Below are 14,618 nucleotides of genomic sequence, written 5' to 3'. Positions count from 1 at the left end.
CCGGTGCTCTGCCGTGGCCGGCGAAGGCGTATCCGGTCAGCGAAGACGTCGAGCCAGGACGACCACCAACGCGACGAACAGGACTGCGGCGCAGGCGGCGACCAGGCTGAGGCCGCCGGTGAACGCGGCGTGCGCGACGGTCAGGAGCCGGCCGGCCGGCCCGGCGGGAAGCGTGGCGGCGGCGGCCACGGCTCCGGCGACGGACTCGCGTGCGGCGTCCGGTGCTTCGCCGAATCCGGCCAGCCGGGCGTGATAGACACCCGCCGCGACCGTCCCGAACAGGGCGATGCCCGCGGTGCCACCGAGATAGTTGCTGGTCTCCGATAGCGCCGCGGCCGACCCGGCCTGCTCCGGTGCGACGGAGCCGATCACCACGCCGGTGCCCAGCGCGAACAGCGGGCCGGTGCCGAACGCGATCAATGCGGCCCCGGCGACGACTGTCGCCGGACCGTCGGCCAGGGCCACCGGCAGGAAGCCGAGCGTGGACACGACCAGGCCCGCGACGATCGCCGCACCGGGAGACAGCCGCCGCTGAGTCAGCGGAGCGAGCGTGCAGCCGGCGGCCATGGCCAGTCCCATCGGCGCGAACCACACGGCCGATGCCAGCGGCGAGTACCCGCACACGAGCTGCAGGTACTGCGTGGTGAGCAGGCCGACTCCGGCCAGCCCGGCACCGGTGGCGACCATCGCCGTCAGCACCGCGCCGACGGTGCGGTCGCGCAGCAGGTCCAGCCGCAGCAGCGGATCGCGCAGGCCGCGCTGGCGGCGGACGAACAGCATGGCGAACAGTGCGCCGACGGCGGCTGCGGCCAGGGCGGCGGGCGCGTCGGCCAGGTCCGCGCCGAGCTGCTTGACGCCGTAGGTGAGGGGCAGGATCGCGGCCAGCGACAGCAGGACGCTGGCCAGGTCGAGGCGGCCCGCGTCGGGGTTGCGGGAGTCGGGCAGCGTCAGCGGGGCCGCGACCAGCAGTACGGCCATCGTCGGCGCGCCGATCAGGAACACCGATCCCCACCAGTAGTGCGTGAGCAGCACCCCGCCGAGCACCGGCCCCAGCGCCGCCCCGGCGAACACGCAGGTGGACCATGCGGTGATGGCCAGGCCTCGCTGCCGGGCGTCGGTGAACATGGCGCTGATCAGGCCGAGTGTCGACGGCATCAGGGTCGCGCCGGCCACGCCCAGCAGCAGCCGGGCCGCGATCAGCATCGCCGGGCTGGTCGCGTAGGCGGAGGCCACCGACAGCAGGCCGAACGCCGCGGCGCCGATCATGAGCAGTCGCCGCCGGCCGATCCGGTCGCCGAGGGTGCCCATGGTGACGACGAACCCGGCCACCATGAGCCCGTACCCGTCGGCGATCCACAGCTGGTGCACCGCGTCGGCGCCGAGGTCGGCGCTCAGGTGCGGCAGTGCCAGGAACACCGAGTTGATGTCCAGCGCGACCAGCAGCGTGGGCAGCGCGAGCACCACCAGGCCCAGCCATTCGCGCAGGCCAGCCCGTCCGGCTCGGTCCAGGGACGTTATCGTGGCCATGGCGGCTCCTCCTCGTCGAAACGATGTCGCGAGGAGGTCGGGACCGGTCGCGGATTCTTGCGCCGACGGCACGCGGAAACTTCTCCGGCGGATGTCAAGAACGCATGGGGTGCTCCGACTGCAGGGTGACGGGACCGCCACGGACCCGCCGACCTGAGGAGGCCAGAAGTGAAGTTCCTGCTGCTGCTGCACAACAACCCGGCTGTGCTGAACGCGCTCACCGACGACCAGCGCACCGCGATCATGAACGGCCACGGCGACTTCATCAAGACGATCCAGGAGTCCGGCGAGCTGATCGTCACCCAGGCGCTGGCCGATCCGTCCAACAGCGCCGTGGTGCGGGTGCGCGACGGTGTCCCGGCTGTCACCGACGGCCCGTACCTGGAGGCCAAGGAGTTCCTCGGTGGCTACTACCTGGTCGAGTGCGCCGACCGGGACCGGGCGCTGGAGTTGGCCGCGATGATCCCCGACGCGGCTGTCGACGGGCTCGGCGTGGAGGTGCGGCCCGTGATGTTCTCCAGCGGGATGGAGATGTGACCGCCCGCACCGAGGACCTGCTCCGGGAACTCGCCCCGCGGGTCCTCGGTGCGCTCGCGCGCCGCTACGGGGAGTTCGACGCCTGCGAGGACGCGGTGCAGGAGGCCCTGATCGCCGCGTCGCAGCAGTGGCCCACCGCCGGAGTGCCGGACAATCCGCGCGCCTGGTTGAGCGCCGTGGCGACCCGGCGGCTGGTCGACCACGTGCGCAGTGAGGTCGCCCGGCGTCGCCGGGAGGCGACCGCCGCCGCGCTGGCCGGCGCTCCCGTGGTCCCCGGTGTCGCTTCCGAGCAGGTGCCGGAGGCCGATGACACGCTCACGTTGCTGTTCATGTGCTGCCATCCGTCGCTGACCCCGGCTTCGCAGGTGGCGTTGACGCTGCGCGCCCTGGGCGGTCTGCCGACGGCGCAGGTCGCGGCGGCTTTCCTGGTGCCCGAGGCGACGATGGCTCCGCGGATCAGCCGGGCCAAGCAGCGGATCAAGCAGGCGGGGGCCACCTTCGACCTGCCGCCGATGTCGGAGTGGCACGACCGGCTGCAGGTGGTCCGGCACGTGCTTTACCTGATCTTCAACGAGGGCTACACGGCAAGTTCCGGCGCGCACCTGCAGCGACCCGACCTGGTCGCCGAGGCGATCCGGTTGACCCGGTCGCTGCACCGGATCCTTCCCGACGACGGCGAGGTCGCCGGGCTGCTCGCGCTGATGCTGCTCACCGACGCGCGCCGCCCGGCCCGCACCGGCCCCGACGGGATGCTGGTGCCGCTGGCCGAGCAGGACCGCACCCGGTGGAGCGCCGACACGGCCGAGGAGGGCCTGGCGCTGATCACCCGCACCATGGCCACGTTCCCGCCTGGTCCGCACCAGTTGCAGGCGGCGATCGCGGCGGTGCACATGGAGGCCGCCAGTGCCGACCAGACCGACTGGCCGCAGATCGCGGCGCTGTACCGGATCTTGGAAGGGCTGTCGCCGAACCCGATGGTCACCCTCAACCGGGCGGTCGCCGTGGCCATGACCGACGGGCCGCGGGCGGGGCTGGAACTTCTCGACACGCTGGAGGCCGACGAGCGCATGACCCGGCACCACCGGCTGCCCGCCGTCCGCGCCCACCTGCTGGAGATGGCCGGCGACGCCGCCGCGGCCCGGGAGGCGTACCGGCTGGCCGCGAAGCGGACCGCGAGCCTGCCCGAGCAGCGGTACCTCACCGAACGTGCCAAGCGGCTCACCTGAATCCGCCGTACCTGCGGGTAGCCGACGGGCCGGTTACCGTTGCCCGCGTGCAAGGGGAACCGGGAGCATCGTTCGGGTTCTCGGTGCTCGGCTCCATCAGGATCCACCGCGCCGGGGCAGAGCTGACGCTGGGCACCCGCCAGCAGCGCCTGGTGCTGGCGTTGCTGCTGGCCAGGGCGGGTGCACCGGTCGCCGTGGCCGAGTTGGTCGACCTGCTCTGGGACGAGCAGGCCCCGGCCAGCGCCGTGAACGTCGTGCACCGCCACATCGGGGAACTGCGGCGGCTGCTCGAACCCGGCCTGCCCACCCGGTCCACGGGCCGGCACATCCTGCGCGAGCTTTCGGGCTATCGGCTGCGCGTCGACGAGCAGTCCCTCGACCTGCTGAGATTCCGGGCGCTGAGCCGCTCGGCCCGCCGGAGCCTGCAGGACGGCGATCCGGAGTCGGCGCTGCGGCACGGCCTGGACGGGCTGGCGCTGTGGCGCGGCCGGTGCGCCGCGGGCCTGGAACCGGCCTCGCGGCGGCATCCGGTGTTCCTGGCCGTGGAGGCCGAACGCGCCCAGACCGTGCGGGAGGCCGCCGACGCCGCCGAGCGGTGCGGCCGGCTGGGCGAGGTGCTGGCGCCGCTGCGGTTGGCCGCCGAACTGCACCCGCTGGACGAGTCGCTGCAGAGCCGGTTGCTGCTGGCGCTGGCCGCCGACGGCCGCCAGGCCGAAGCCGTCGAGGTGTACCGGGTGGTGCGGCGGCGGCTCGCCGACGACCTGGGGGTCGAACCGGGCGAGGAGCTGCGGGAGGCGTACGACCGGCTGCTGCACCAGCGCACCCCGCCGGTGCCTGCCGGGCCGTCGTCGGCGCTGCCCCGCCCCGCGCAGCTGCCGCCGGACCTGCCTTCCTTCCACGGCCGTGACGAGATGATCGCCGAGGCCCGTGCGGCTCTGGCCCGTCCGGGCGGGCCGGCGGTGCTGGCGATCGACGGCATGCCCGGGGTCGGCAAGACCGCCCTGGCCGTGCGCCTGGCGCACGAGCTGGCCGGCGGCTACCCGGACGGGCAGTTGTACGTCGACCTTCGCGGCCACGGCCGGGAGGAGGTGATGGGCGCGGACGAGGCGCTGCGCGGCCTGCTCGGCTCGCTGGGGGTGCCCAGGGACGGCATCCCGGCGGAGCTGCACGCCCAGGCGGGCCTGTACCGCGGCAGGCTCGCCGGCCGTCGGCTGCTGATCGTGCTGGACAACTGCCGCGACGCCGAGCAGGTCCGGCACCTGCTGCCGGGCGGCCCCGGCTGCCTGGTGATCGTCACCAGTCGCAGCCGGCTCACGGCCCTGCAGACCACGGCGGGCGCGTACCCGCTGCCGGTCGGCCTGCCGAGCGCCGGCGAGGCCCGGGCGATGCTGCTGGACCTGCTGCACGGCCCGGCCGACCCGTCCGCTGTGGACGCCGTTGTCGCCGCCTGCGGGCGGTTGCCGCTGGCGCTGGCGATGGCGGCCTCGCGCGTGGCGAGCCTGCCGCCGACCTCGCCGACCTCGCCGGCGTTCGCCGCCGAGCCGGCCGGATCCTCCGCCGGCCTGGACGATTTCGACGGTGATGATCCGCAGACCGGGCTGCGCGCCGTCTTCTCCTGGTCGTACGAGGCGCTGTCCGGCCCCGCCGCCCGGCTGTTCCGGCTGCTGCCGCTGCATCCCGGCCCCGACATCTCGGTCGCCGGGGCGGCGGCCCTGGCCGGAGTGCCGCCGCGGGTCGGGCGGGCGCTGGTCGGGGAGCTGAGCCGCGCGCACCTGGTCAGCGAGGATGGGCCTGGCCGGTTCCGCGTCCACGGCCTGCTGTTGGCCTTTGCCGCCGAACTCGGCGAGGACTCCGACAGCCCGGCCGAACGCGCCGCCGCACGACTGCGCTTGCACCGGACCGGCGAGTAGCGGCCGCGCCACCTCGACGGTCACGCCGCAGCCACGGCCGGTGGCACTGGGTGACGGCACTGAATCCGCACTTGCGCGTCAGTGCGATCGCATCGACGCTGCCTAGGCTCGGGCCGCACTCACCCGTTCCACCTGGCTTTGGGGGATTTGCCGTGCTGCTGGCACCCGAGCGCTCGACTGCCGATCCGACCGAGCGCATGACGTCCCTGCATGCGGACCACGCCGCGGCCGTGCTGCGGCTGCTGCTCGCGTTGACCAACGGCCAGCGGCAGAGCGCCGAGGACCTGCTGCAGGAGACGATGCTGCGGGCCTGGCAGCACCTGGACTCGGTGCCGGCCGACACCGACGCGGCCCGCCGGTGGCTGCTGACGGTCGCGCGGCGGCTGGTCATCGACGGCGTACGGCGGCGCTCGACCCGGCCCGCCGAGGTCCACCTGGTCGACATGACCTGGATCCCCGGCGTGGACGACACCACCGGCACCGCGCTGGCCTCGCACGCCGTACGGCAGGCGCTGGGGCGGTTGAGTCCGGCGCAGCGGAGCCTGCTGTGCGAGGTCTACCTGGTCGGGCGGTCGCCGAAGGAGGTCGCGGGGCGGTTGGGCATGCCGGTCGGCACGGTGAAGTCGCGGACCCACCATGCGCTGTGCGCGCTGCGTACCGGCCTCAAGGCCGCCTGAGACGCACCCCGCCGGGCCGCGGTTCCGGCGTACGGCCAAGTTCACAGCGCCGCGAGGCCCGCACAGGTCACGGTGTGGGCCCTGCCACGCTACGGCGATCGTGACAACCAGTTCCACGCGGATCGCAGCGCCATGACCGGCCCGCTGACCTTCGCCGTCCTCGGCCCGGTGCGGGCCTGGCGCGGCCGGTCCGAGATAGACCTCGGCACCAGGCAGCAGCGGCTGATCCTCGCGCTGCTGCTGGCCCGTGCCGGTGGCGCGGTCAGCGTCGCCGAGTTCGTCGACCTGCTCTGGGCGACCGATCCCCCGCCGAGCGCGGTCAACGTGGTGCACCGGCACGTCGGGATGCTGCGGCGGCGCTTCGAACCGGACCTGGCGGCACGTGCGGCCGGGTCGGTGCTGATCCGCGACGGCGCGCAGTACCGGCTGCTGGTCGACGAGCAGTCGCTGGACCTGCTGCGTTTCCGGCGTCTGGTCGCCGAGGCGGCGGACGGCTCCGGCGAGGCGGCCGTGGAGCTGTACCGGCAGGCGCTGGCGCTGTGGCGCGATCGGTGCGCCTCGGGCCTGCATACCGACGGCCGGGCCCATCCGGAGTTCGTGGCCGTCGACGGCGAGCGGTTCGCGGCGGTGCGGGCGGCGACCGACGCGGCATTGCGGGCCGGGTGTGTGCACGTGGTGCTGCCGGCGGTTCGGCTGGCCGCCGAGTACGAGCCGCTGGACGAGGCGCTGCAGGCTCGGCTGCTGCTGGCGCTGGCCGCGGACGGGCGGCGGGCCGAGGCGCTGGCGGCGTACGCGGGCATCGAGCACCGGCTGGCAGAGGAGCTGGGCATCCAGCCGGGGGCGGAGTTGCGCGCGGCTCGCGACGGGCTGCTCGACCAGGACGTCGCGGTGCCGGGTGGGGCCGAGCCGCCGGCGCAGTTGCCGGCCGACCATCCGTACTTCACCGGCCGCCGTGAGGTGATCGCCGCCGTGGAGGAGTTGCTGGCCGGCGGCCAGCGGCCCACGGCGCTGGTCGTCGACGGGATGCCGGGGGTCGGCAAGACCACCCTGTCGGTGCACCTGTCGCACCGGCTGGCTGCCCGCTACCCGGACGGGCAGCTGTATGCGGACCTGCGCGGGTTCGACTCGGGTGAGTCGGTGATGACCCCGGCGGAGGCGCTGCGCGGTTTCCTGTGGTCGCTGGGGGTGGCCCCGGCGGAGATCCCGGACGAGTTGCACGCGCAGGCGGGGCTGTACCGCAGCATCCTGGCCGAGCGCCGGATGCTGATCCTGCTCGACAACTGCCGTGACTGGGATCAGATCCGGCATCTGCTGCCGGGCACCGGCGGCAGTCTGGTGATCGCGACCAGCCGCCGCCGGATCGCGGGCGCGGCCGGTGCGGCGGGTGCGTTCGCGCTGCACCTGGATGTGCTCAGCGACGACGAGGCGCGGGAGTTGCTGGCCAGGCGGCTGGGTGACGCGGTGGCCGCCGATCCGGCCGCCGTCGGTGAGATCATCGCGCGGTGCGGGCGGCTGCCGCTGGCGCTGGCGCTGGTCGCGACCCGCAGCATGGGCCGGCCGGGGCTGAGCCTGCCGGCGGTGCTGGGTGAGCTGGCCGAGGCCGACGGCCGGCTGTCGGGGTTCGGTGACGCGCACGCCGACCTGGAGGCGATCTTCTCGTGGTCGTACCGGGCGTTGACGCCCGCGGCGGCGCGGCTGTTCCGGCTGCTGCCGCTGCATCCGGCCGGTGGGCTGAGCACGGAGGCGGCGGCGGCGCTGGGCGGGGTGCCGCTGCGGGCGGCTCGGGGGCTGCTCGCCGAGTTGGGGGCGCAGCTGCTGGTCGAGCCGGGCGAGGGCCGGTGGCGGATGCACGATCTGCTGCGCGCGTACGCCGCCGAGCTCGGCGAGGAGCACGACAGCGCGGCCGAGCGGGCCGCCGCAGTCGCGCGGCTGTACGACTACTACCAGCTCAGCGCGTACGCGGCGCAGCTGCTGCTGCTGCCGCAGGTGCCGCTGCCGGAGCCGGAGCCGTCGGCGCACGGGGTCACCGGCCGCGCCTTCACCGGCCGGGCCGACGCGATGGCCTGGTTCGCCGCCGAGCAGCGGGTGCTGACCGAGGTCGTCGCGCAGGCCGCGCGGCGTGGCCGGCCGCGTACGGCGTGGCAGGTCGCGCTGGCGATGCAGAACTTCTTCCAGGACACCGCGCAGTTCAAGCAGTGGACGGCGGTGGCCGGTGCGGGACTGGCCGCGGCCGACGACGATCCGGCCGCGCGGGCGCTGCTGCACCGCAGCCTGGCGGGGGCGTGCTACTTCCTGGCCGATCTGGACGGCGGGTTGTCGCACCTGGAGCGGGCCAGGCAGATCTTCGACCGGCTGGGCCTGCACGCCGAGCAGGGCCATGTGGAGAACAACATCGCCGAGATCCGGTTGGAGCAGCGGCGTTACGCCGAGGCGGTCCGCCATGCCGAAGCGGCGCGGGAGCTGTTCCGGGCCGCGGGCAACGTGCGGGGCGCGACGACGGCGCTGCTGGCGATCGCGCGGGCGCAGGGCTGGCTGGGCCGCCACGCGCAGGCGCTGGGCATGTTCGCGCAGGCGCAGCGGCAGTTCGAGGTGCTCGGTGACCTGCACGGGGTGGGCACGACGCAGGCGTGGATGGCGCACACGTACTCGATGATCGACGACCTGCCGCACGCGATGGCGATCTGGGAGCAGGCGGTCGACACGTTCCGGGGTGCCGGGGCCGCGCACCACACCGCGCAGGTGCTGGTCGCCGTCGGTGACGTGCACGCCGGCAACGGCGAGGCGGCGCTGGCCCGGCGGACGTGGCGGGAGGCGCTGGCCGAACTGGACGGGACGGACTCGCCGGTGGCCCGGCGCATCCGCGACCGGTTGGCCCGGTGACCCGGACGCGGCGCTGGCACGGCGCCGCGTCCGGGTCGGTTCATCAGTACCGGTAGGCGCGGATGACGGTCTGCTTGACCGTGTTGCCGCCGCTGTCGGTCGCCGCGGAGCGCAGCGACACGAAACCGGTGCCCTTCGGGTGGCAGATCCAGGCCGTGGCCTGCTCGCCGAAGCGCATGACGGGCAGCTTCTGCCAGGTCTTGCCGTCGTCGAAGGACGCCTCGACGGTCAGGGACCTGGTCCGGCCCGGTGCCGCGCCGACCTGCCGGTCGAGCGAGATCGGGATCGCGAACAGCCGCCCGGCCGGGGCCTTGTTGTCGACGTCCAGGGCCGGGGTGTACCGGATCGCGGTCAGCGGCAGCTTGACTAGCTCGCCGTCGGCCACGTGCCCGGACTTGAACGTCCACTCCGCCTCGACCACGGTCGACAGGGTGAACGCCGGGTCGCTGTGGAACGTCGCGGCCAGCCGGTAGTCACCGGTCTCGGCGGGCACCTGCCACACGTAGGGGACCTCGCTGGCGGTGCCGATCTCGACGCCGTCGCGGTAGAGGTTGACCTGCGCGCTGCCGCCGCGCACGTGCCGGAAGCCCATGTGCCCGGCGCCGTCGCCGTGCAGCGGCCCCGGCCCGCCGATGTTGTCGCCCCAGTAGCGGGTGGCGTACTGCTGGCCGAAGTTCGGCTGCGGGTACACCGGCCCGGCGACCGCGTTGGCCCACTTCACCGTGTACGTGCGGCCGGGCTTGAAGCTGGTCCAGTCCGACTGGTAGTAGGTGTAGCGGAACTGCGCCGAGGTCGACTGCCACTGCGCCTGCTTGTCCTGGTTGTAGTACTCGGTGATGGTGCTGGGCACGTCGTAGGTGAAGGTCGGCTGGACGTTGCGGTCGTCGCGGTACACCGGGGAGTTGCCCGGCGCGTGCGCGACCGCGTTGCGCCCGACCGGCACCCCGGCCACGTCCGCGCCGATCTGGGACCGGACCTTGGCGAAGTCGCCCGCGCGCAGCTTGCGGTTCAGGCCGGTCATCATCTTCTGCGGCTCGTAGAGGTAGACCCGGTAGACGTACGGGCTGTTGTGCAGGCCGCCGTCGGGGTCGACCTGGCCCCAGATCCCGTGCACGTAGGACACGAACCCGGGGGTCTTGCCCGTGCCGATCTGCGCGGTGCGCACGTGCTGGAAACCGACGTTCATGAGCACGCCGAACGGGTCGTTGCTGCCCCAGATCTGCGGCTGCTCGGTGCGGATCGTCCACCCGGACTCCGGGTGCACCAGGGTCGCCTTCGCGTTCGGCACCGTCACCGCGATCGCCTTGGCCTGCCGGGTGTCGACGGTCAGCGCCTGGTCCTTGGTCAGGTCGAGGGTCGGGCGCACCATGGTGGTGATGTCGGGCTCGCCGGGGTCGCCGGTGACCAGGTAGGTCTGGACCAGGTAGCGGCCCGCACGGACCCGGTGCGTGGTGGCCGACGGGTCGTCCAGCACCAGCATGACCTGCCGGTCCAGGTCCATCAGGACGGTCACCCAGCCCTGCTCGGCCTTGGGCGCGCCGCCGTCGGGGCCGACGAGCTTGAGCGACAGCTTGCTGCGTACGACGTCGAGCGCGACCGGGGTCTGCACCTGCGCGCCGCCGCCGGTGGCGGTGACCTCGCCGCCGTAGTAGCGGTCGGAAAGGCCGGTCGCGGCCTGCACGGTGACGTCCACGGTGGCGGTGCCGCCGGCCGGGACGGTCACCGAGGACGCGCTGAGGCTGAACAGGCCCGCCGGCGCGGGAGCGCCGTCGGCGTCCTTGGCCTCCAGCGACAGGGCCAGGGTCAGGGCCGCGTTCCCGCTGTTGGTGTAGGTGATGGTGCGGGTCTGCGCGGCGGCGGTGCGTTCGAAGGCGACGCTGACGGGGCCGGCCGTGACGGTCTGCCCGATCGCCCGGGCCATGTCGAGGAAGCCCGCGCCCTGCTCGTACACGCCGATAGTGGCGCTGGGCTGGGCGGAGGCCATCAGCGTCGACTTGATCCGCTCCGGGGTCCAGTCGGGGTGCTGCTGGATCAGCATCGCCGCCGCGCCGGCCACGTGCGGGGTGGCCATCGAGGTGCCGGACAGGCTGGCGTACTGCGGGTTCTCGTCGTTCGGGTACAGGTCGGAGGTCGCGCTGCGGGCGGCGAGGATGCCGACGCCGGGCGCGGTGAGGTCCGGCTTGATGCCGGCGTCGTTGGCGCGCGGGCCGCGGCTGGAGAACTCGGCCAGCTCGCCGGTCTTGCTCACCGCGCCGACGGTCAGCGCCTCGGACACACTGCCGGGCGAGTTGACGGTCGACTCCCCGCCCAGGCCGGAGTTGCCGGCGGCGACGACGAACAGGATGCCGTACTGGCGGGTGAGGTCGGCCACGGCCGCCTCGATCGGGTCGGTCGCCGCGCTGTCGGGGCCGCCGAGGCTCATGTTGGCGACCTTGACGCCCTGCTGGGCGGCCCAGGTCATGCCGGCCAGGATCGCCGACTCGGGGCAGCCGTCGATGGTGCAGACCTTGGCGCTGTACAGGCTCGCACCGGGCGCCATGCCCTTGAAGCGGCCCTCGGACGCGGCACCGGTGCCGGCGATGGTGGACGCGACGTGGGTGCCGTGCCCGACGAGGTCGAGGGCGTCGGGTTCGGCGGTGAAGTTCTCCGCCGCGGCGATGCGGCCGGCCAGGTCGGGGTGGGTCTGGTCGACGCCGGTGTCGATGACGCCGACCTTCACGCCCGCACCGGTCAGCCCGGCCTGCCAGGCCGTCGGGGCGCCGGTCAGCGGGACGCTGACGTCGAGGGTCGGCTTGCGCAGACCGTCGAGCCAGATCTTGTCGTATCCGGCCCGCAGCCGCCGCTCGGCGCCGGCCTCGGCGGTGAGTCCGTTCCAGAACGACACCGCGTCGGCGCGGTTCTGCGCGACGGCGCTGATCCCGTCGAGTTCGCGGGTGGTCCGGCCGCCGGTGAGCCCGGCGGCGGTGCCGCTGTGCTCGATGAGCAGCGGCAGGGTGGCCCGGGTGTCGTCGTAGCCGAAGCCGATCAGCGCCGAGACGTCGAACAGGCGCTCGTCGAGCTTGCCCCGGTTGAGCAGGCCGACGGCGTCGGCGGGGATGACCCGCACGTCGTCACCGGCGCTGTGGGTCAGGAACGGGATCTTCTCCCGGCCCTTGCCCGGCACCACGCTGACGGCGGTCTGGCCGTCCACCTTGCTGACGTGAACGGTGTCGCCGGTGAGCAGAGTGACCGTTCGGGGCTTGGACGCGACCTGGGGTGTGGTCGTCGGCTGCGGCGACTGGGGCTGGGCCGCGGCTGGTGACCCGCCCGGGGCCACCGCCGACACGCCCAGCACCACCAGTGCCAGCGCCGATAACTTGCGTACTGACGGCATCGTTCTCCTAGACCATCGCGAGAGGTATCCGGGCGGTGATCCAGACGTGTCCGGCGAACGAAAGTTCGGATAAGTGACCTGGATCACATCAGCGGGTCTGCGCGACGGTCCTACGCACCCGCGCCTGCGGGTCGCCGAAAGGGCACCTGCCGTCGGCGAGCACATGATCTGGCGCGGCCCGGCCACAATGAGTGCTTGCCAGACGAGGGGGGATCGTGGAGATCGTGGCCGCTGACACCGGGAACGCGCTGACCATCCTGTTGCTGGGCCTGTTCGTCGGTGACGTCGGCGTCGGCCTGGCGTTCGCGGCGAACCTGTTCGGCGTGGCCGGACAGCACGGCCGCGACAGCCACGAGTTGGCCGAGCGCGTCAGGCGGTTGACGTTCAAGAGCACTCGCGCCCTCGGCATCGGCTGGATGCTGTTCGGCGCGGTGCTCGTGGTGTCCGGCACGGTGCACCTCATCAAGGCGCTGAGCTGACCTGCGAGTCCGCCGAGGCCTGAATGCTCGCACCGGTAGTGGTGCTCGGCAGCCTGGGCTCGATCACCGCCCCGCGCTGTCACGCCGGATCCCCGACGCCGACCAGGGCATGGCCCGTCAGCGCCGATCCGACCGCTCCCAGCGGGTGAACGGCATGTTGCCCACCCCGAGTCCGCGTCGCGCCGCCCGGCACGACCACCACTGTCCGGCCGGTCCCGCCGGGAAGGGAACCGACAGGTCCGCGGCGAGCTGCACCAGCGGTGTCCGGGGACGGGCCACCGCGCGCGCGGCCAGCACGGCGAGGGTCAGCGGCAGCCGCTCGCCGGCGATGATCTCCTCTATCGCGTCCGGTTCGGCGGCGATGCGCTCGGCTCCCAGCCGCCGCACCAGGTAGAGCCGGGCCTCGTCGGGCGTCGGCGGGTCCAGCGGCAGCGGATGGGCGCGGCCCGTGGTGATCAGGCCGGTGAGCGGGCGGCGGCTCGTGACGACGGCCAGGCAGCCGGGGGTGCCCGGCAGCAGATGCCGCACGTGCTCGAAGTCGCGGCCGTTGTCGAGCACGACCAGGATCCGCCGTCCGGCGAGGATGCTGCGGTACAGCCCGGCCAGCGCGTGCAGCTCGGCGGGCAGGTGCTGCGGGGCGACGCCGAGCGAGCCGAGGAATCCGCGCAGCGCCTGGGCGGGGCTCATCGCGCGCCGGTCGGCGGCCGCCCCGCGCAGGTCGGCGTACAGCTGCCCGTCGGGGTACGCGGCGGCGAGGCGGTGTCCGAGATGGATCGCCAGCGTGGTCTTGCCGACGCCCGCGATCCCGTGGACCGCCAGCGCCATGGCGCGGCCTTCGCGGCGGTCCTCGTCGAGCAGCTGCCGCACGCGAGTGAGGACGTCGTCGCGGCCGACGAAGAACGGGTGGTCCGGTGGCAGCTGGGCCGGGGGCGGCAGCATCGGCAGCGGCTGAGCCGGGGCCGGGGGTGACGACACCGGATCCGCCCGTTCGCCGTCGTTCGCCTGGCCAATCGGGCCGGCGGGGACGGGCGGCGGCGTGGCGCGCTCCGGCCCGGTCGTGATGCGCTGGTGCAGCAGCCGGTCGTAGGCGTCCAGCAGCTCGGGGCCGGGGTCGATGCCGAGTTCGTCGCACAGCCAGCGGCGCACGTCCTGGAATGTCTCCATCGCCTCGGCCTGCCTGCCGTCGGCGGCGAGCGCGAGCATGAGCCGGGCCTGCAGCGCCTCGTCGAGCGGGTGCAGGGCGGCCGCCTGGCGCAGTGCGGGGACGACCAGGCGGGCCTGCCCGCAGCGCAGGGCGGTGTCGGCGGCGTCGCGTACGGCGTGCGCGCACTCGGCGTCGATCGCGGCGAACACCGCGGGCCTGCGCGCGTCGGTGTCCAGGCCGATCCCGCAGGGGCCGCGCCGCAGCGTCAGCGCCTCGGCGAACAGGCGTGCCGCCGCGGCGGGTTCGCTCGCCTGCCGGGCCTGGGCGACGAGGTGGCGCAGCCGCAGCAGGTCGAGGGACTGCTCGTCGACTTTGAGCCGGTAGCCGGCGGCGTGCCGGATGAGGTGGCTGCCGACGGCGCGTACGGGCAGGTCGGGTTCGATGAGCCGGCGCAGGGTGCCGATGTAGCGGTGGACGACGTTGACCGCGCTGGCCGGCGGGTCCTGGTGCCAGATCGTGTCGACGAGTTCGGTGAGGCTGACGACCGATCCGGCGTGGGCGAGCAGCAGCGCCAGCACGAGCCGCTGCTGGCGGCCGCCGAGTTCGAGTTCGACGCCGCCGCGCCGGGCCGCGACCGGGCCCAGGATGGTGAACCGCACCGCCGTCGTCGACTCAGTCATGGCTGCCTTCGCTGTCGGGTCGCGGTCCCGTGCGGACCGGCTCGACCCTCCATGCAACCAGCGGATCTGGCCGTCTACCAGGCAGAAGTTACGCAGAATCGGGTGTGCACGCCGTGTTCCCCGATCGGCCGGGCGGTGTCATCGCACGCCAAGGCGGCCGCAGTACGGATCCGGTGACATTCGAA

Annotated in this window: 9 protein-coding genes; 6 read left to right on the top strand and 3 right to left on the bottom strand. The window is 73.8% G+C overall.

The features are described 5' to 3' along the window. Positions 1–36: 36 nt before the first annotated feature. Positions 37–1,527, bottom strand: coding sequence for an MFS transporter (locus AB0B66_RS08500; protein WP_360524969.1), 1,491 nt, complete (start codon positions 1,525–1,527; stop codon positions 37–39). Between the two features lie 168 nt (positions 1,528–1,695). Between AB0B66_RS08500 and AB0B66_RS08495 the strand changes: the two genes are divergently transcribed. From AB0B66_RS08495 to AB0B66_RS08475, 5 genes are all read left to right on the top strand, one after another. Beyond that, positions 1,696–2,064 (top strand): YciI family protein, encoded by a 369-nt coding sequence (locus AB0B66_RS08495; protein ID WP_360524966.1) that lies wholly within the window; start codon positions 1,696–1,698, stop codon positions 2,062–2,064. Then, complete coding sequence (locus AB0B66_RS08490; RefSeq protein ID WP_360524963.1) at positions 2,061–3,290, top strand: DUF6596 domain-containing protein; 1,230 nt, start codon at positions 2,061–2,063, stop codon at positions 3,288–3,290. Before AB0B66_RS08495 ends, AB0B66_RS08490 begins: the two co-directional genes overlap by 4 nt. A 47-nt stretch (positions 3,291–3,337) precedes the next feature. After that, a complete protein-coding gene (locus tag AB0B66_RS08485) occupies positions 3,338–5,200 on the top strand; it encodes a BTAD domain-containing putative transcriptional regulator (RefSeq protein ID WP_360524960.1) in 1,863 nt (620 codons plus the stop codon). A 152-nt stretch (positions 5,201–5,352) separates the two neighbouring features. Then, positions 5,353–5,877, top strand: a complete 525-nt coding sequence (locus AB0B66_RS08480) for a sigma-70 family RNA polymerase sigma factor (protein ID WP_360524958.1) — start codon at positions 5,353–5,355, stop codon at positions 5,875–5,877. 132 nt (positions 5,878–6,009) lie between these two features. Continuing rightward, complete coding sequence (locus AB0B66_RS08475) at positions 6,010–8,757, top strand: BTAD domain-containing putative transcriptional regulator (RefSeq protein WP_360524955.1); 2,748 nt, start codon at positions 6,010–6,012, stop codon at positions 8,755–8,757. 43 nt (positions 8,758–8,800) lie between these two features. Here AB0B66_RS08475 and AB0B66_RS08470 read toward each other — a convergent pair whose 3' ends face one another. After that, positions 8,801–12,130, bottom strand: coding sequence for a S8 family serine peptidase (locus tag AB0B66_RS08470; RefSeq protein WP_360524952.1), 3,330 nt, complete (start codon positions 12,128–12,130; stop codon positions 8,801–8,803). 224 nt (positions 12,131–12,354) lie between these two features. Here AB0B66_RS08470 and AB0B66_RS08465 point away from each other — a divergent pair, with 224 nt between their 5' ends. Beyond that, positions 12,355–12,609 (top strand): hypothetical protein, encoded by a 255-nt coding sequence (locus AB0B66_RS08465; protein ID WP_360524949.1) that lies wholly within the window; start codon positions 12,355–12,357, stop codon positions 12,607–12,609. Between the two features lie 117 nt (positions 12,610–12,726). Here AB0B66_RS08465 and AB0B66_RS08460 read toward each other — a convergent pair whose 3' ends face one another. Further along, the gene (locus AB0B66_RS08460) at positions 12,727–14,433 is read right to left on the bottom strand and encodes a BTAD domain-containing putative transcriptional regulator (RefSeq protein WP_360524946.1); all 1,707 of its coding nucleotides are present in this window, start codon (positions 14,431–14,433) and stop codon (positions 12,727–12,729) included. Positions 14,434–14,618 lie beyond the last annotated feature (185 nt).

The sequence above is a fragment of the Catellatospora sp. NPDC049111 genome, assembly GCF_040648615.1.
Taxonomy (GTDB): Bacteria; Actinomycetota; Actinomycetes; order Mycobacteriales; family Micromonosporaceae; genus Catellatospora; species Catellatospora aurea.
This window is presented reverse-complemented; position numbering and strand designations above follow the sequence as displayed.

Bases quoted from the DNA above. Each gene is read 5' to 3' on its own strand.
- AB0B66_RS08500 (WP_360524969.1), bottom strand. From the start codon at position 1,527: ATGGCCACGATAACGTCCCTGGACCGAGCCGGACGGGCTGGCCTGCGC.
- AB0B66_RS08475 (WP_360524955.1), top strand. From the start codon at position 6,010: ATGACCGGCCCGCTGACCTTCGCCGTCCTCGGCCCGGTGCGGGCCTGG.
- AB0B66_RS08460 (WP_360524946.1), bottom strand. From the start codon at position 14,433: ATGACTGAGTCGACGACGGCGGTGCGGTTCACCATCCTGGGCCCGGTC.
- AB0B66_RS08470 (WP_360524952.1), bottom strand. From the start codon at position 12,130: ATGCCGTCAGTACGCAAGTTATCGGCGCTGGCACTGGTGGTGCTGGGC.